Annotated in this window: 11 protein-coding genes and 1 pseudogene; 9 read left to right on the forward strand and 3 right to left on the reverse strand. The window is 68.3% G+C overall.

Going from position 1 to position 17,077, the window contains the following annotated elements; translation table 11 throughout:
* Nucleotides 1-192: 192 nt before the first annotated feature.
* Entirely contained in the window at nucleotides 193-1,182 is a 990-nt protein-coding gene (locus tag B1H19_RS03230) for a WD40 repeat domain-containing protein (protein WP_159027971.1), read from the forward strand.
* Between the two features lie 326 nt (nucleotides 1,183-1,508).
* On the opposite strand, the gene B1H19_RS03235 is transcribed toward B1H19_RS03230, so the two are convergent.
* The 3 genes from B1H19_RS03235 to B1H19_RS03245 all read right to left on the reverse strand — a co-directional run bounded on the left by B1H19_RS03235 (nucleotide 1,509) and on the right by B1H19_RS03245 (nucleotide 5,135).
* On the reverse strand, nucleotides 1,509-2,921 hold the full coding sequence (locus B1H19_RS03235; protein WP_083102738.1) for a DEAD/DEAH box helicase: 1,413 nt from the start codon (nucleotides 2,919-2,921) through the stop codon (nucleotides 1,509-1,511).
* 337 nt (nucleotides 2,922-3,258) lie between these two features.
* Nucleotides 3,259-3,555, reverse strand: a complete 297-nt coding sequence (locus B1H19_RS03240) for a hypothetical protein (protein ID WP_083102739.1) — start codon at nucleotides 3,553-3,555, stop codon at nucleotides 3,259-3,261.
* A gap of 134 nt (nucleotides 3,556-3,689) precedes the next feature.
* Entirely contained in the window at nucleotides 3,690-5,135 is a 1,446-nt protein-coding gene (locus B1H19_RS03245) for an aspartate ammonia-lyase (protein WP_083102740.1), read from the reverse strand.
* Nucleotides 5,136-5,793: 658 nt separating this feature from the next.
* Here B1H19_RS03245 and B1H19_RS03250 point away from each other — a divergent pair.
* The 8 genes and pseudogenes from B1H19_RS03250 (at nucleotide 5,794) to B1H19_RS03280 (ending at nucleotide 16,912) form a co-directional block, all read left to right on the forward strand.
* A complete protein-coding gene (locus B1H19_RS03250; RefSeq protein WP_083102741.1) occupies nucleotides 5,794-6,444 on the forward strand; it encodes a class I SAM-dependent methyltransferase in 651 nt (216 codons plus the stop codon).
* Between the two features lie 6 nt (nucleotides 6,445-6,450).
* A complete protein-coding gene (locus tag B1H19_RS03255; protein ID WP_083102742.1) occupies nucleotides 6,451-7,068 on the forward strand; it encodes a 5-oxoprolinase subunit B family protein in 618 nt (205 codons plus the stop codon).
* Nucleotides 7,065-7,964, forward strand: coding sequence for a 5-oxoprolinase subunit C family protein (locus B1H19_RS03260; RefSeq protein ID WP_083102743.1), 900 nt, complete (start codon nucleotides 7,065-7,067; stop codon nucleotides 7,962-7,964). Before B1H19_RS03255 ends, B1H19_RS03260 begins: the two co-directional genes overlap by 4 nt.
* A 302-nt stretch (nucleotides 7,965-8,266) precedes the next feature.
* Nucleotides 8,267-9,139, forward strand: coding sequence for a universal stress protein (locus B1H19_RS03265; RefSeq protein ID WP_083102744.1), 873 nt, complete (start codon nucleotides 8,267-8,269; stop codon nucleotides 9,137-9,139).
* A gap of 371 nt (nucleotides 9,140-9,510) precedes the next feature.
* Nucleotides 9,511-9,891: pseudogene (locus tag B1H19_RS40745) on the forward strand (AAA family ATPase); the annotation flags it as partial.
* A 171-nt stretch (nucleotides 9,892-10,062) separates the two neighbouring features.
* Nucleotides 10,063-12,327: a helix-turn-helix transcriptional regulator gene (locus B1H19_RS03270; RefSeq protein ID WP_237289097.1), complete on the forward strand. Its 2,265-nt coding sequence runs from the start codon at nucleotides 10,063-10,065 to the stop codon at nucleotides 12,325-12,327.
* 78 nt (nucleotides 12,328-12,405) lie between these two features.
* Complete coding sequence (locus tag B1H19_RS03275; protein WP_083102746.1) at nucleotides 12,406-16,347, forward strand: response regulator; 3,942 nt, start codon at nucleotides 12,406-12,408, stop codon at nucleotides 16,345-16,347.
* Nucleotides 16,337-16,912 carry a response regulator gene (locus tag B1H19_RS03280; RefSeq protein WP_083102747.1) on the forward strand — a complete coding sequence of 192 codons (576 nt, stop codon included), beginning with the start codon at nucleotides 16,337-16,339 and terminating at the stop codon, nucleotides 16,910-16,912. The genes B1H19_RS03275 and B1H19_RS03280 overlap by 11 nt, the downstream gene beginning before the upstream one ends.
* Nucleotides 16,913-17,077 lie beyond the last annotated feature (165 nt).

Genomic DNA, 17,077 nt, shown 5'->3' on the forward strand with positions numbered 1-17,077 from the left:
CGACCTCGTGAGCCACCTTCGCGGCCAGCACTCCGCCCGGCCGCTGAGCGATGGCCAGGGCCAGTGTGCGCCGGTCAGCTCGTCGAGCGATCCGAGCTCAGCGCGACCTGAACCACGTCAACTGATCTACAGGAATGGACAATTACTCCTGGTGCCATTCGGGCTGTCCCGTGCGCCGATTAACCTTCCTGGGTGTCTGACGAACGATTGATTCTGAGCAGCGCAGCGCCTGACGGCCGGATCGACGACCTTGCCGTGGTCGATAGGGGCAGGGCGCCGTTGGTGGTGTGCACCGGCTTCTACAAGTTGTGGAGCTGGGCCCCGCTGCGGGACGAGTGGCTGGAGAGGCCGTTGGCGTACGCCTTCGCCGAGGACCCACTTGCCGCCGAGTACCCGGATGCCAAGAACGATATCGATTCGGTTGCCGTGGCCGTTTCGGGCGAGCGCGTGGTACTGGCTGCCGGTGGCGATGAACAGGGAGCGGCCATGTGGGACCTGGACAGCGGCGAATTGCTCCGCGGGACTACCTACAACGAACCCTACGTCTCGTCCATCGTCACGGTGAAGGGCGAGGGACCACCACTGTTCGCGGCAAGTTCCGGAGTCCACTGGGACGGAGTCCAGGTGTGGGGACTGCCCGGCGAGGAGCCTCCGCTCGAACTTGCCGCCGGCCCCGTCTGGGATCTCGCCACCGCACGGATCGGCGGCCGCTCGCTGGTCGTCGGGGGTGGGGAAGAGGGGGTGGAGGTATGGAATGTGGCGAATGGCGAGCAGGTTGCCTCGTTCTCTATGGACGACGGGCAAAGGTCATACGCCGTCGCACTTTCTCAGCTTGACGACCGTCCCGTCGTCGTGGCGGGCACAGACTCCGGAAAGGTGTACATGTTCGACCTGTCTGGGGACGAAGACGGTGATCCGGTTCACGAACCGTCCACCGGTCATGAGGGCAGGATCAACGCCTTGGATGTCGCCATGATCGGCGACCGGGGCGTCGTGGTGACCGGCGGCGAGGACGGGACCGTGCGGATCTGGGATCTCGCCAGCGGTCGACAAGTCGGGCCACCGATGATCAGCCACGATTCGAGCGTTGAAGCCGTGACGGTCACCATGATGCGGGATCGCCCGGTTGCGCTGACTGCCGGTCGGGAGGGCGTCATACGTGTCTGGGACCTGACCTTCTGACAAGCCTGTGCTCCCCGACGAACCAACGGATCACCACAACCGTGGCCGCGGCCTCACCCGGGCGTTCACATCGAGAGACAACTGACCGATCCACAGGTCTTGACGATTACTCAGTGTGAGCTGGGTCGTGATGCGGATATCGCCATCGAATCTGCTGACCAAGGCTTCTCCCTGTCATCAGGGCCGGAGAGGACGCGGCAGTCACACATGGGCCGTCCGCAAGGTGGCGGGAGTCAGCGTCCAGCCAGCGCAAATGCCGAACTCCCGCTTCTTCCTGAAGCGCCCGAGCATGTGGTCAGGAATCTGCGGCTATCAGGGCATGGCTCTCAGTCGCCGCGCCGCACCCGGGCTGCCTTGCGGGCCTCGGCGAGCTTACGGGCCTCGCTTGCCTTGCGGGACTTGCCGCCGGTGCCGCGAGAGGCGCTCTTGCTGGTGCCCAGGCCGCGGAAGGGGGCGTTGGTGTTCTTGGGTCGGAGTGCAGCAGGCTCGCCGTCGAGCGGAATGCCGGAAGGGGCCTTGGCCCCGGTGATCCGGCTCAGCTCCGCCTCGCCCGAACGCACCTTGGTGATCGTCGGCTCGATGCCGGCCCCGGCCATCAGCCGGGTCATCTCCCGGCGCTGGCCCGGCAGGACCAGCGTGACGACGCTGCCGGACTCGCCGGCCCGGGCGGTGCGGCCGGCGCGATGCAGATAGTCCTTGGGGTCGGTGGGCGGGTCGACGTTCACCACGAGATCGAGGTCGTCGACGTGCAGACCGCGGGCCGCGACATTGGTCGCCACCAGGACGGTGAGCTGGCCGTTCTTGAACTGCGCGAGGGTGCGGGTGCGCTGAGGCTGGGACTTGCCGCTGTGCAGGGCCGCGGCGTGCACTCCACTGGCCCGCAGATGCCGGGTGAGCTGGTCGACCGCGTGCTTGGTGTCCAGGAACAGCAGCACGCGGCCGTCACGGGCGGCGATCTCCGTGGTGACGGCGTACCGGTCGGGGCCGTGGACGACCAGCACATGGTGGTCCATCGTCGTGACCGCGCCCGCGGACGGGTCGACCGAGTGGACGACCGGGTCGTGGAGGTAGCGGCGGACCAGCTGGTCGACGTCGCGGTCCAGGGTGGCCGAGAACAGCATCCGCTGGCCGTCGTGGTGCACCTGGTCGAGCACCTCGGTGACTTGCGGCAGGAAGCCCATGTCGCACATCTGATCGGCCTCGTCGAGGACGGTGATTCGTACCCGTCCCAGGCGGCAGGCCCTGCGCTCGATGAGGTCGTGCAGGCGGCCAGGCGTGGCGACAACGACCTCGGCCCCGTCGCGCAGCGCAGCGGCCTGCCGGCCGATCGACATGCCGCCGACGACCGTGGCCATCCTCAGCCGCAGCGCGTCGGCATACGGCGCGAGCGCCTCGGTTACCTGTTGGGCCAGCTCCCGGGTAGGCACCAGGATCAGGGCGAGGGGCTGCTTCGGCTCCGCACGCCGCCCGGCCGTCCGTGCGAGCAGCGGCAGGCCGAAAGCGAGCGTCTTGCCCGATCCCGTGCGCCCGCGCCCCAGGACGTCGCGTCCCGCGAGGGCGTTGGGCAGCGTGGCCGCCTGGATCGGAAAAGGCTCGCGCACGCCGCACTCCGCGAGCGTTCGCAGCACCTCGGCCGGAAGTTCCATGTCGGCGAAGGCCACAGAGGACACCGTCGGGGTGGGAGCCACTGGCCGGGCGAGCTCGCCGTGCGAGGTGCCGAGGCGGTCCGGGCGGTTCATGAAGAGCCTTCCGCATGGGGAACGTACCGAGGAAGGCTCGGCAGGAATGAGCAATCGACGAACAGAGGGGAATCGGACGGACTCACCAGCGGTCACGGCCGCCCGAACATGTGAGGCTAACACAAAGTGACAATTCGCCCCGAGGCTGTGGTGCTGATCGCTCCGCCTGCGTCGGTGACGCGACACAGGCGGAGAGCCATTCCCGACGCACCTGGTCCCGTTACGCGCAGAAGCCCCCCACTAACAGAATGTTCAACGGCGTGATGGGATTCCACTTGGGCGTGGGTTTCGTCGCCCTCTGCTGCGGTTGAGGGTGGCGGTACCTGCGCGGCGACAATCAGGTGCGTGCGTAGCTTGCTGAGCTGAGGGTGCGCCAGGCGATGTGACGCGGGACAGGCTCGGGTTGATCGGGTGGGTCCCAGAGCGGGTTGGTGGGGCGCAGGGTGATGGCGAGGGCGGTGATGTCGGCGGTTGCGCCGCGGCGGTGGTGGATGGCGGAGGGGGTGGTGACGTCGGCGAGTGCGCGGGAGCGAGCCAGGGCCTCGCTGTGGTTCCAGAGGGCGTAGAAGAACATCTGGAACCCATGGGCGCCGTCGGGCGCGAGAGTGGGAATGCGGACTTCCCATCTGGCCATGGTGCTCACCTTTTCAGGGAATGGGCTGTTCAGCGGTTGTCTTCAGGTTGCGGGGCGGTCCATCCGAGGTGAGGAAAGAGAGCATTTTGGTCAGTGTGGGGTGATGTGTGCAGGATTTGTTCACCGGGGTGCGTTTACGAAGGCTCTCGGATGGGGGCGCCGTGCGGGACCTGGTCGCCCTCGGTCGTACCGGTGAGGGTTTCCGGGCGGAGGATGCGGTCGAGTTCGGCGCGGGTGAGGAGCTTGTGGGCCAGGACGACGTCGGCGACGGAGCTGTGGGTGGCCAGGGCTTCTTGTGCGGCGGCGCTGGCCTGGGCGTAGCCGATGCGTGGGGTGAGGGCAGTGATGATGCCGATGGTGCCGTGGACCACGGCACGGAGGTGGTCGCGGTTGGCGGTGATGCCGTTGACGCAGCGTTCCGTCAGGGTCAGGCATCCGGCGCGTAGCTGGGCGGTGCTTTCGAACAGGCAGTGGGCGATGACCGGCTCGAAGGCGTTGAGCTGGAGCTGTCCGGCCTCCGCGGCCAGGGTGATGGTCGTGTCGTTGCCGATGACCCGGAAGGCGATCTGGTTGACCACTTCGGGGATGACCGGGTTCACCTTGCCCGGCATGATGCTGGAGCCGGCCTGCACCGGCGGGAGGTTGATCTCGCCGAAGCCCGCGCGGGGGCCGGAGGACAGCAGGCGCAGGTCGTTGCAGGTCTTGGAGAGCTTGACGGCGATGCGTTTGAGGACTCCGGAGAACTGGACGAACGCTCCCGCGTCCTGGGTGGCCTCGACCAGGTCGGGGGCGGTGGACAGCGGCAGTCCGGTGAGCGCGCCGAGGTGTTCGCGGGCGAGTGCGGCGTAGCGGGGGTGGGAGTTGAGGCGGGTGCCGATTGCGGTGCCGCCCAGGTTGATCTCGCACAGGAGGCTGCAGGACTCCAGGAGACGTTGCTCGTCCTCGCCCAACATCACCGCGTAGGCGCCGAATTCCTGACCGAGCGTCATCGGTACCGCGTCCTGGAGTTGGGTGCGGCCGGTCTTGATGACGTCGGAGAATTCCCCGGCCTTGGTCTCGAAGGCATGGCGCAGCGTGGACATCGCCTCCTTGAGACGTCGGGCGGCGATGTGGAAGGCCACCTTGACGGCGGTGGGGTAGGCGTCGTTGGTGCTCTGCCCGGCGTTGACGTCGTCGAGGGGGTGCAGTTGGCGGTAGTCGCCGCGCTGGTGGCCGAGGTGTTCCAGTGCGCGGTTGGCGATGACCTCATTGGCGTTCATGTTGGTGGAGGTGCCGGCGCCGCCCTGGATGACATCGACGACGAACTGGTCGTGCAGGTGGCCGGCGCGGATTTCGGTGCATGCGGCGACGATGGCGTCGGCCTTGTGGGCGTCGAGGAGTCCCAGGTCGCGGTTGGCCAGTGCGGCCGCCTGCTTGACGGCGGCGAGGCCGTTGATGAGGTCGGGGTGGGCGGACAGGGCGGTGCCGGTGATGGGGAAGTTGTGCACCGCCCTGAGCGTGTGGATGCCGTAGTAGGCGTCGTGGGGGACGGTGTGGTCGCCGAGGAGGTCGTGCTCGATGCGGAAGCGGCCGTCCGCCATGGGGAGTGCTCCAGTGTGTGGCAGGCCGGACCGCGGAGGTCCGGCCTGCGGGCGAGGAACGGGCGTGCCGTGGGAGAAGGGGGAGGCGGTGCGGTCAGTCGAGGGGTTTGCCGCGCGTCTCGGGGGTGGTGAGCACCGCGAGCACGCCGATGAGAAGCCATTGTCGTGCCGATCAAGAAACGTCAACCGAAGGGAAGTCTCGCTTGGGTGTTCGTCGGGCGACGGGGTGTCCTGTCCGCCCCGTGGCTGCATCCGTGTGCCGGGTGGATGGTGAAGGAACGCATTGGTCGGTATCGGCCGGAACCGCCCGATCCGATCTTGCATCGTTTTCCCTGGTCCGCAGGGTTTTCGCGGCAAGGTCGCAGGTCAGCCCTCGACCCTCCAGTGTCTGACCAGGCCCGGCAGCCTCTGCTGCTCCGCCACATCGCTTCACGCAAGCAATCCACCCACTGTCGGCGACAGCAATACGCCATGAAGCGGGCCGGCCCGCCACGAGCATCACCCCTTCCGGGGCCGTCTGGACCGCCGTGCCGGCGCCGCGCCAGACGGGGCGGTGAACAACGGTCCGAGTGCCAGGCTGGACGTAGCGCAACTCAATTCCTAGCCTCGCCAGGTGTCATGGCGGCTCGTCCGCAGACTGACGACGGTAGGAAGGCTCATGGCCAAGACGATGTCGCATCCGCTGTTCGCTCGCCTGTATCCCCGGATCAACGCCTTTGCGGAGGCGCACGGTTCGCTCGAACACCGTCGGGAGTTGTTGGAGGGGGCGCGGGGCCGGGTGGTGGAGATCGGTGCAGGCACGGGCGCGAATTTCCGGCACTACGGGCCGGGTGTCGTGCAGGTGATCGCGGTGGAGCCGGAGCCGAGGCTGCGTGCACTGGCAGAGCGGGCCGCGGAGGCGGCGTCCGTGCCAGTGGACGTGCTTCCCGGCTGGGCCGAGGAGCTGCCTGTCGAGGACCACAGTGCCGATGTGGTGGTGGCTTCGCTGGTTCTGTGCACGATTGCCGATGTGCCTGCCGCGCTGGCCGAGGCTGCGCGGGTTCTCAAACCGACCGGCGAGCTGCGCTTCTACGAGCATCTCCGTTCCAACCGACCCGGTTTCTTTCGGCTGCAGCGGCTGTTGAACCCGCTGTGGCGGCGGCTGGGAGGCGGCTGCAACCTGACGCGGGACACCGAACGGGCCATCGCCCGGGCCGGGTTCACCATCGAGCAGGTGCGGCATTTCGACTTCCTGATCAATGGGCGGGCCGGCCCGGCCTCGCCATCCGTCATCGGCATCGCCCGCCCGCCGCGGGCCCGCACGCCGTAACGCGCCGTGCGGGCCCTCCTGACCGCGGGCAGCCGTGCCGTGCTGGTCGAACTCGACACACTGGAGGAGGTGATCCAGGTGCACGAGAGCCTGCGCCTGGACCGCCCGGTGGGATGTGTCGACCTGGTGCCGGCCGCGCGCACCCTGCTCATCTCCTTCGACCCGGACCGCACGACGCGAAAGGCACTGGCCGACGACCTCTCCTCGCGCACCGGTGCGACCCACCGGTCACCGCAGCCGCGCGTGGTGGAGATACCGGTGGTGTACGACGGCACGGATCTGGCCGAGGTCGCCCGGCTCAGCGGGCTGACCGTCGGTGAGGTCGTCCGGCGCCACGGCACCGCCCGGTACACCGTCGCCTTCTGCGGCTTCGCGCCCGGCTTCGCCTATCTCTCCGGCCTCGATCCGGCCCTTCACCTTCCCCGCCGTCCCGTCCCGCGAACCCGGGTGGCACCCGGATCCGTTGCCATCGCGGACCAGTTCGCCAGCGTCTACCCCCGCGCGTCACCCGGCGGCTGGCATCTTCTGGGCCGTACCTCGGCCGAACTGTGGAGCATCGAACGCCAACCACCCAGCCTGCTCACTCCGGGCACACAGGTCCGCTTCATACAGGTGACGTCATGATGGAAATCCTCCGTCCAGGCCCCCTCACCACGGTGCAGGACCTCGGCCGTCCGGGGCACGCTGCGCTGGGTGTGGGGACCGGCGGCGCCGCGGACCGAGGCAGCCTACGGCTGGCCAACCGCCTGGTGGGCAACGCCGAGTCCGCCGCCGCCCTGGAAATGACCTGCGGCGGCCTGACCGTCCGCTTCCCCGTGCCGACCACCCTGGCCCTGACCGGGGCGCCCTGCCCGGCCACGCTCGACGGCCGACAGATCGGCATGAACGGACCGGTCCACGCCGCCGCGGGCCAGGAACTCACCGTCGGCTTCCCGAGCCGTGCCCTGCGCACCTATCTCGCCGTCCGCGGGGGCATCGACGTACCGCCGGTGCTCGGCTCGCGCTCCACCGACACCCTCTCCGGCATCGGACCCACACCGCTGGACGTGAGCACCCATCTGGCGACCGGCACGGCCGCGCTCCGCTTCCCTCCCATCGACTTCGCGCCCCGCCGCGAGTTCCAGGACCAACCCGTGCTCCACATCGTCCCCGGCCCTCGGAACGACTGGTTCACCTCCGAAGCGCTGACGACCCTCTGCACCAGCGCCTACGAGGTGACTTCCGACAGCAATCGTGTCGGCGCACGCCTCGCCGGCCCCCCGCTCGACCGGACGATCCGCCACGAGCTGCCGCCCGAAGGCATGGTCCGAGGCGCCCTCCAGATACCGCCCAACGGCCAACCGGTCCTCTTCCTCGCCGACCACCCGGTGACCGGCGGCTACCCCGTCATCGCCGTGGTGCACGAGGCCGACCTGGACCAGGCCGCCCAACTCCGCCCCGGCCAGACCGTACGCTTCCACACTTCCCCTCGCCGCCGACCTCCCCGGAACCGGCGGGCGCAGTTGTCCGCGAAGCCATGACGCCGGACGTTGTCCCACCCCGTGCTCGCAGAGGCCGAAGGCCCCTGATGCGCGGGACCTCCAGTCCCCATGGCCCGGAGATCCCTGGCCCAGCCGGCGGCAGGCATATCTGCGGAACGACCGCGATCGGACACGGCCTGTGATGCGGGACAGCGTGCCCGCATGCGCCGCAGGAAGGTTTGGGGTAATCCTCGAACGAGAAGGCCGGCACTCAGGTGCCGACGGCCTGTGGTCAGGCGGGTCTCATCAACCGTCGTTCCAGCTCTTACGAGACGGAGTTTTACGAGACGGAGGCGGACGTCGTGGAGACAGCCATCACGGTGGGCCTCGACGGTTCACCCGGGAGTCTGGCAGCTGCACGATGGGCCGCCGACGAAGCCGAACGGCGCAAGCTCACACTGCGCCTGCTGCATGCGTGGCCCACCCTGGTGCCGGAACCGACGCGCATGCCCTCCGAGATCGATCACAACTATTGGGCGAGGCGGCTCGTGCACAACGCACAGGCGGAGCTCCAGGCGAGCCACCCCGGCCTCACCATCCTCGGTAACCTGGTCGCCGACGACCCCCTGAACGCACTGCTGCAAGCGGCATCGGAGTCCGAGATGACGGTGCTCGGCTCGCGGGGGCTGGATCCCGTCGAGAGCTACTTCCTGGGCGACATCAGCACGCCCGTCGTGGAACGGGCCGAGCGGCCGGTGGTCCTGATCCGTGCCGTATCACGCACGGAAGATCTGCCAACCATTCCACGCAAGGCAGGCCGTGTAGTGGTGGCACTGAAACTGCACGTTCCCTGCGACAGCCTGCTCGAATTCGCCTTCGGTGCCGCAGCAGCACGGGGCGTTCCTCTCCAGGCCGTCCACGGCCGAGCCGTGCCGCTGCACGCCGTCGTCCCCTGGGGCGTGGACCACGCCGTCACCGCAGTGATCACACAGGACGCGCAGAAGCACCTGACGCAGGCCCTCCACCCATGGCGCGAGAAGTTCCCGCACGTGGAGGTGGCCGACGACATCGATCTCGAAAGCCCCGCCAAAGCCGTCATCCGGGCCGCCGAGGGCGCCGCGATACTGGTCCTCGGTCGGCGCAAACACCGTCCCGCCCTGGCTCCACGCCTGGGGCCCGTGGCTCAGGCCGCCATCCACCACGCGCGCTGTCCTGTCGCCGTCGTCCCCCATTGACTGAGCCGGACGACCGCAGAAGCCTACGGCCGGGCAGAGTGTTGTGGTGGGGAGTCGAATCTGGCACTCCTGATGTCCGCAGGCGTCCCATCACCGGCAAGCCGGGGCGCCGCTCATCTCGCGGGACCGGCTCATGTTGCCGTCTAAGCGGTGGTCGCTATTCCACGCGCCAGCGGCGCTCCAGGTCCGCGGTCGTGGCGCAGGTCCTCCGGTCGCTTGGGTTGCGCGGCCCACCGGATCCCTGGCCGCACCGGGTCCACGGGCACACCGGGACGGGCATCCCCATGGTCCTGTCACGCATACTGGAATGTATGCCGCATATGCCCGCACTGTACGAGCGAAGCGGCGAGCTCAAGGTCTTGCGGGCGGCGATGGATGCGACCCGTGGCGGCCATGGAGAAGCCGTGATGATCGAGGGTGCGCCCGGAATCGGAAAAACCAGCCTGCTGGCCGAAGCCAAGCGGATCGCTGTTTCCGCCGGTTTTCAAGTGGCCGGCGCGCGAGGATCGGAACTCGAGAGCGACTTCCCCTTCGGAGTGGTGCGGCAGCTTTTCGAGCCGCTCCTTGCACGGATGACGGTGAAAGATCGGCAGCGCGTCCTGTCCGGTACCGCGGGTCAGGCGGCGATTGCACTGAAGAGTGTGGTTCCCGAACGCTCCCCGGGCGGGGATTTCTCCATACTTCATGGGTTGTACTGGCTGACCGCAGATATCTGCGATGAGCAGCCCCTCATGATTGCGGTCGACGATCTGCACTGGGCGGACAGCGATTCGCTGAATTTTCTCCATTATCTTATGCCGCGCCTTGAGGGCATCCCGGCCTGCGTGGTGGGAACCCTCAGACCGTTTGAAGCACATTCCGAGTCGCATACACTCGACCAGATTGTCACCGCAGCGCCCTCGGTACTCGTTTCTCCGTCCAGGTTGAGTGCCGAGGCATCGGCCTCGCTCGTCATCAGTGAATTCGCGAAATCCGGGTCACCCGAACCGGAGGACGACGGATTCCTCTCGGCCTGCTGGTCCGCGACCGGCGGGAATCCCCTTCTGCTCAAGGAGCTCACCGAGGCACTCGCCGCCGAGCACGTCGAACCCACCGCCGAGCACATCCCGCAGGTCTACGCCCTGGGCCCGCGCGCGATCGCCCGGCGGGTGGCGCTGTGGATGCGGCGCCTCCCCCACAGCTGTGGGCCGCTGACCTGCGCCATCGCGGTGCTCGGGGACGGTGCGGACCTCAGCTGTGCGGCGGAGCTGGCGGGGCTTGACCGGGACGAGGCACTTCAGGCGGCGAAGAGCCTCGAACACGCCCAGATCCTCCACACCGCCGTGCCGTCGGACGCGATGAACCCCCGGTGGGGGTTTGTCCATCCGCTGGTGCGTACCGCCGTGTACGAGGAGATCACACCGGTCGATTGCCACCGCGCACACCGGACCGCCGCGCACCTGCTCCGGGACTCCGAGGCCGAGATCGAGAAGGTCGCCCTGCACCTGCTGCGCACCTTGCCCTCTGGAGACGCCGAAACCGTGACCCTGCTGTGGTCGGCGGCGCGGAGCGCCCTGGCCCGCGGCTCCCCGGGGACCGCGGCGAAGTATCTGCGCCGCGCCCTGGCCGAGCCCCCGCCGACCGGTGACAGGCTCGACCTTCTCTTCGCCCTCGGCAGCGCCATGCGGCGAGTGGACAGCGCGGCAGCCGTTCCGTATCTCACGGAGGCACACGAACTGGCCGGGCCGTCCCGGCAGCGCGTCGAAATCGCACTGGCCCTCGGCGACGCGCTGCTCGCGCTGCGGCGCGCCGAAGAAGCCCTGGCGATCTGGCAACAGGGCCTGAACGATACGACACCGCAGGACACCGAACTGCTCTACCGGCTGAACGCCTGCATCCTTTCCATCCCGCTCTACGAACCCGGCCGGCCAGATCTGCGTAAGGACATCCTCGGCCGCGTTGCGGCACTGCGCTCTCCCAAGCCGAGCGAGAGCATGGGCGGCAGGTACCTGGACTGCGTCATCGCCGGGCACGACGCGATCATCGGCGACCCGCGGGCAGTGGTCCGGGCGCAGCGCGCGCTCCGCGACGCGCCGACCGGGCCGCCCGACGGACAGATGTCGCTGTCCTTCGGCTGGCTGGCCCTGATCAGCGCCGACCGCAGGGAGGTCCTGGGCAGTCTGGACGCCGCGGTCGAGCAGGCGCACCGGCAAGGGTCGGTCAACGACCTGACCGGGGCGCTGGTCTACCGCGCGATGGCGTGGCTGTACCGGGGGTATCTCGACGAGGCTGCCGCGGACGCCTCGGACGCGATGCACGCCGTCGACACGTCCTCGCTGGATCTGCGCCGACTGGTCCTGGGCCCCGTCCAGGCCGAGGTGCAGATCGAGCAGGGTGCGCTGTCGCGTGCGCAGGCCACACTGGAGTGGACCGGAGTTCCCGATCCCGCACCGCTCACCGGGCTGATGTACTACGTGCTGTACAGCCGCGCCCACCTCCTGCGCCTCCAGGGCCGCACGACGGAGGCCCTCAACACCGCGCTGGCTGCGGGCACATCGTTCAGCGCGGCCGGTGGGGACAACCCCGCCATCGTCCCCTGGAGGTCGGAGGCAGCCCTGTGCCTGCATCTGCTCGGCCGGGACGAGGATGCCAGGACCATGGCCGACTCCGAGCTCAGACTGGCCCGATACTGGAGCGCGCCCCGGGCCCTCGGCCGCGCGCTGCGCATCGCCGGCACGCTGGGCGAGGGCGACGCGGACGTCGGTCTATTGCGCCAGGCCGTCACCCGACTGAAGGACTCCCCGGCCCGCCTGGAGTACGCCAAGGCACTGGCGGACTACGGGGCGGCGCTGCGCCGACACGGCGTACGGAGCCAGGCGCGGACCTTGCTCAGCGACGCCCTGGACATCGCCGAGGCCCGTGGCGCGGCCCCCCTCGTCCAGCAGATCAAGGACGAGCTGCATGTGGCCGGAATTCGCCCGCGCCGCCATGCGGTCACGGGTCTGCAGTCGCTGACACCGAGTGAGCAACGGGTCTACGACCTCGCCATCGCCGGGCACACCAACCGGGAGATCGCGCAGCAGTTGTTCGTCACGGCCAAGACCGTGGAGGTCCACCTGTCCAGCGTCTACCGGAAGCTCGGCGTCACCAGCCGACGCCAGCTGGGCGGGCTGTCGGAGCGGACCCACTCTGCGGACGAACCGGAGTGACTCATGTCCGCCGTGCCCGAAGCGAAGCCGCCCCCAGCCCCGAACGGACCGCAGGGCGAAGCCCGCAGCAGCCGCAGAATGCGCTTCGCGCCCCGCATCTGGCACAAGCTGCTGGCCCTCTGCATCGCCCTCATGGTCCCCCTCGGGGTGGCCACGTTCTCCCTGGTCGACCAGCAGAACAGCAAGATCGACTTTACTCGGACCGAGCTGAGCGGCGTCCGATACCTGCGTCCCTTGAGCACATTGGTGCAGGACGTCTCCGACCGCCGCGCGCTGCTGCACCGCGAGATCACCGGAGAGTCCGTACCGAGGAGCCGCATCACGGCAGCCGACCGTGCCGTCAGCGCGGACTTCACGGCGCTCGTACAGGTCGACCGGCGGCTGAGGGAGCCGCTGCGCACGACCGTCCCCGACCTCTCCGCCAAGGGCAAGAGCCTGCTGGCGCCCGCGGCTCTGCGCCACGACTGGGCACAGCTGGCGTCTGCTCCGACCGACGTCCGCGCCGACGTGCCGCGGTACACCCGGCTCATCGGGAACCTGCTGGCGCTCGGTTCCTACGTCGGCGACACCTCGAAACTGATTCTCGACCCCGACCTCGACACGTACTACACGATGGCCGGGCTGCTGCTCCGCGAGCCGCAGATGATGAACCAGCTCTACCAGATGGCGGAGAGGGGAGACTCGATACTGGCCCAGGGCAACCGGTCCACCGGCAACCAGGTACGCATCGCCTACGACACCACGGTGCTCAACCAGAACCTCCTCCAGCTCAACAGCGATCTGAACCGGGCGTTCGGGGCCACCTCCCACGCCGGGCTCCGCCCCGCGATCCGGCCCCTGCTGGCCAAGGCCACCTCATCGGTCCGCGAGGTGACCGGCACCGTGAACCGGCAGTTCACGAGCAGCAACCGGAGTACAGTCCCGCGGGCCGCCTGGTGGGCCCAGGCCACCGGCGCCATCCGGGCGAACTCACACCTGTGGAAAGCCCTGTTCGGCCAGGAAGACCACATGCTGAACGCCCGCCTGGACAACCTCCACGCCCGCAACCTGCGAGTGCTGGCCGGCATCGCCGCAGTCCTCGCCGTGATCATCGTGGTGGCCGCGCTGCTCTCCCGACGCATCACAGGCAATGTGGCGGCCGTGGTGCACGCCGCGCGGGCTCTGGCCGCGGGCGACCTCACGCGCCGCGCGACGGTACGGAGCCGCGATGAGGTCGGCGCGATGGCCACCGCCTTCAACATCATGGCCGGGAGGCTCCAGGAGAGCTACTCCGCCGTCGAGGAGGAGGTCCGCCAGCGCACCGCGGAGCTGAACCAGAAGACCGAGTCGCTCAGTCTCCTCCAGCACGTGGCTGCCGCCGCCAACGAGGCGGGCAGCTGGGAGGACGCGGCGCAGACGACCCTGGACCTGGTGTGCCGGCACATGGGGTGGCCGGTCGGCCACGTCCACCTCGTCGAGTCCCCGTCCGGCTCGGGCTCCAGCACCGATCGACCCGCTCGGGATGCGGAGTTGACCACGTCGCGCATCCGGCACGTCGACGAGCAGAACCTGCGGGTGCCACTGCACGACATCGCCGCAGCGGCCGGACTGTACGAGCCCAACGGCCTGCCCGCCACGGTGCGCGCCACCGGCCGCCCCGCCTGGATACGTGACATCACCACGGGGTCCGCCGGGCCTCGCCCGACGCCGCCCGGCATCGCAGAGAGCGCCGGAGTGACCGGCAGGATCGCCTTCCCGGTCGTCATCGGGAAGGACGTCGCGGCGGTCCTCGACTTCCTGACTCCGGAGGCCATGGAGCCGAACGAGGCCTTGCTGCGGCTGATGGTCAACGTCAGCACCCAGCTCGGACGGGTACTGGAACGGTCCCGCGCTGCCGCGGAACTCCAGGCGTCCAAGGAGGCAGCAGAGGTCGCCACCCAGGCAAAGAGCGCGTTCCTCGCGACCATGAGCCATGAGATCCGCACGCCGATGAACGCGGTGATCGGCATGACCGAGATTCTGCTGGACACCCCGCTCAATGCCGAACAGGCCGAATTTGCTCATGTCATCCAGAAAAGTGGTAACGGCCTGCTCACCATCATCAACGACATCCTCGACTTCTCCAAGTTCGAGGCCGGAAAATTCGATCTCCACCTTGAGCCGCTACAGCTTCGACAGTGCGTGGAATCAGCCTTCGACTTCGTCACTCCGATGGCCGCGGAGAAGGCGGACCTCGACTTGGCGTACATCATCGATCCGGAATTGCCGGAAGAAATCATCGGAGATATCGACCGGCTGCGCCAGATCCTCATCAATCTGCTCAACAACGCCGTCAAATTCACGGAAACCGGCGAAGTCGTCCTCAGGGTCGCATGGGCCGAAGCGGAATCGGGCTCTTTTCCGGAGCCGCCGGAAACGCTCCACCCACGCGCTTCCGAGGACGCGGACGGTGTCATCCGCCTCCACTTCTCCGTGTGCGACACCGGAATCGGAATGGCCGCGGACCGCCTCGACCAGCTGTTCCGGCCTTTCGAGCAGCTCGACACGTCCACCACCCGGCGCTTCGGCGGGACGGGACTCGGACTCGCCATCAGCAAGCGGCTGGCCGAGCTGATGGGAGGCACGATGTGGGTCGAGAGCGAACGGGACGTGGGGTCGACCTTCCACTTCACAGTGAAAACACGCGAAGTTCCCGAAGCGATGCGTTCCAGCCAGGTGATCTCCCGTATCGAGCTCCGCGGAAAACACCTGCTGGTCGTGGACGACAAATCCACGAACCGGATGATTCTCACGCGCCAGGCGAGCGCCTGGGGGATGGTGGTACGCGCCACCGGATCCCCGCGGGAGGCTCTCGAATGGATCCGGCAAGGCGATCCGTTCGACATCGGAATTCTGGATATGCAGATGCCGGACATGGACGGCATCACGCTCGCGGAAGAAATCCGCCACTACCGGAGCATGACAGAGCTGCCGTTGTACCTGCTGACTTCTGTGGGCCGCCCCATGGCGACCCGAGAGAGTCTGGCGGAGTTCTCCGGATACCACGCCAAACCCATCCGGGCGGCGGAACTCTACACGGACCTCTGCCGCACGCTGCTCGGTGTCACGGTGCCCGTCGAATCGTCCCGCACGGCGCAGCGGCCGGAGGCGAAAGAGAGCCGTCCCGCCCCCCTGCGCATCCTTCTGGCCGAGGACAACCTGGTGAACCAGCAGCTGATCGTGCGGATGGTCCGGAAGATCGGTCACTCGGTGGATACCGTCGGCAACGGAGCCGAAGCGCTGGAGTCACTGCAACACACGCGGTACGACGTGCTCCTCATGGACGTACAGATGCCGGTTTTGGACGGCTTGGACGCCTCCCGGCAGATCCACCAGTCCCTGCCCGCCGCGGAACGGCCGTACATCATCGCCCTCACCGCCAATGCGATGAGCGAGGACCGCGACGCCTGCCTCGCCGCCGGGATGGACGACTACCTCAGAAAGCCCCTGCGCGGCGTCGATCTCGCCGAGGCACTCGACCGTGTGCCCCTCGGTCCCCCCGTGTCGAGTCCGAAGACGGCACAACCTGCACGGAGCCCGGAGACAGCAACGTCCGCAGCAGGGCCGGGAGCGGTGCCGCCCGCAGCCGGCCCGGAGACGGCGCAGCCCGAGCCAGAGGCCTGTGCCGGCACCGAGGCGGCGGCCCTGCCCGTCCTCGACACACCCACCTTCGAGCGCCTGGTCGGATCCTTCGGCAAGGAATTCGTCAGCCGGCTCATCGATGCCTTCCTGGAGGACTCCCCCCAACTGATCGAAAGCCTTCGCCGCAGCCTCGACCAGGGGAACGGAAGCGAACTCCGAAGAGCTGCCCACACGCTCAAGTCCCACGCGAACACCTTTGGATTCCCGCGTCTCGCCCGGCCCTGCCAGGACGCGGAGGACATCGGCGCCAGCGGGGATCCCAGCGCAGCAGCACCGCTGGTGACCCGCATCGAAGGGGAGTACCGCGCTGCGAGAGACGGGCTGGTCGCCCAGAGAGCGGAGCTTGGCCATGACCGATAGCAACGCCGTGACGGACAGAACCGAAAGAAAAGGGCGCATCTTGGTCGTCGACGACGATCGCACGAACCGCATGATGCTCACCTATCGCCTGGAAATGGCCGGGCTGGAGACCGCGACATCCGAGAACGGGGTCGAGGCTCTGCAGATGCTGCGGGAGAGCGACTTCGATGTGGTGCTGCTCGACATCCTGATGCCGGAGATGGACGGCTACGCGACGCTCGATCTGATGAAACACGATCAGCAGCTCAGCCGCACGCCCGTGATCATGATGTCGGCCGTCGGCGAGCTGGACAGCGTCATCCGCTGTCTCGAAATGGGCGCCGAGGACTATCTGCCGAAGCCCCTGGACCACCTCCTGCTGACCTCAAGGGTCAACAACATCCTGCTGAAGATCCGGCTCGAGCAGATGGAACACGCGCTCGCCGAGCTCACCGATGCCGTGCAGGCCATGGCCGGCGGTGCGCTCCCGACCGGGGCCCTGGACCAGGTAGCCGGGCAAACCGACTCGGTCGGCCGGCTGGCACGACAGCTTCAGCAGCTCGCGGCCGTGACGTCGGAGCGGTAGGCGCACAACACCCGGAAGCGGCCCGCCACACTGAATGGCCCCTGCTCGGCTGACGCGGCAGAGCGGGTGCGGTACTCCGGCGCCCGCCCGTCCCCGCCTCCTCCACCACCGCACCGCTCCGCACCCGGCGCCCCGTTTAGGGGTCGTACTAGGGGGTTCCCCTAA

The organism is Streptomyces gilvosporeus (assembly GCF_002082195.1).
In the GTDB taxonomy this organism is placed as follows: Bacteria; Actinomycetota; Actinomycetes; order Streptomycetales; family Streptomycetaceae; genus Streptomyces; species Streptomyces gilvosporeus.

Coding starts and splice junctions, on each gene's coding strand:
- B1H19_RS03235 (WP_083102738.1), bottom strand. CDS start 2,921: ATGAACCGCCCGGACCGCCTCGGCACCTCGCACGGCGAGCTCGCCCGG.
- B1H19_RS03240 (WP_083102739.1), bottom strand. CDS start 3,555: ATGGCCAGATGGGAAGTCCGCATTCCCACTCTCGCGCCCGACGGCGCC.
- B1H19_RS03245 (WP_083102740.1), bottom strand. CDS start 5,135: ATGGCGGACGGCCGCTTCCGCATCGAGCACGACCTCCTCGGCGACCAC.
- B1H19_RS03250 (WP_083102741.1), top strand. CDS start 5,794: ATGGCCAAGACGATGTCGCATCCGCTGTTCGCTCGCCTGTATCCCCGG.
- B1H19_RS03260 (WP_083102743.1), top strand. CDS start 7,065: ATGATGGAAATCCTCCGTCCAGGCCCCCTCACCACGGTGCAGGACCTC.
- B1H19_RS03275 (WP_083102746.1), top strand. CDS start 12,406: ATGCGCTTCGCGCCCCGCATCTGGCACAAGCTGCTGGCCCTCTGCATC.
- B1H19_RS03280 (WP_083102747.1), top strand. CDS start 16,337: ATGACCGATAGCAACGCCGTGACGGACAGAACCGAAAGAAAAGGGCGC.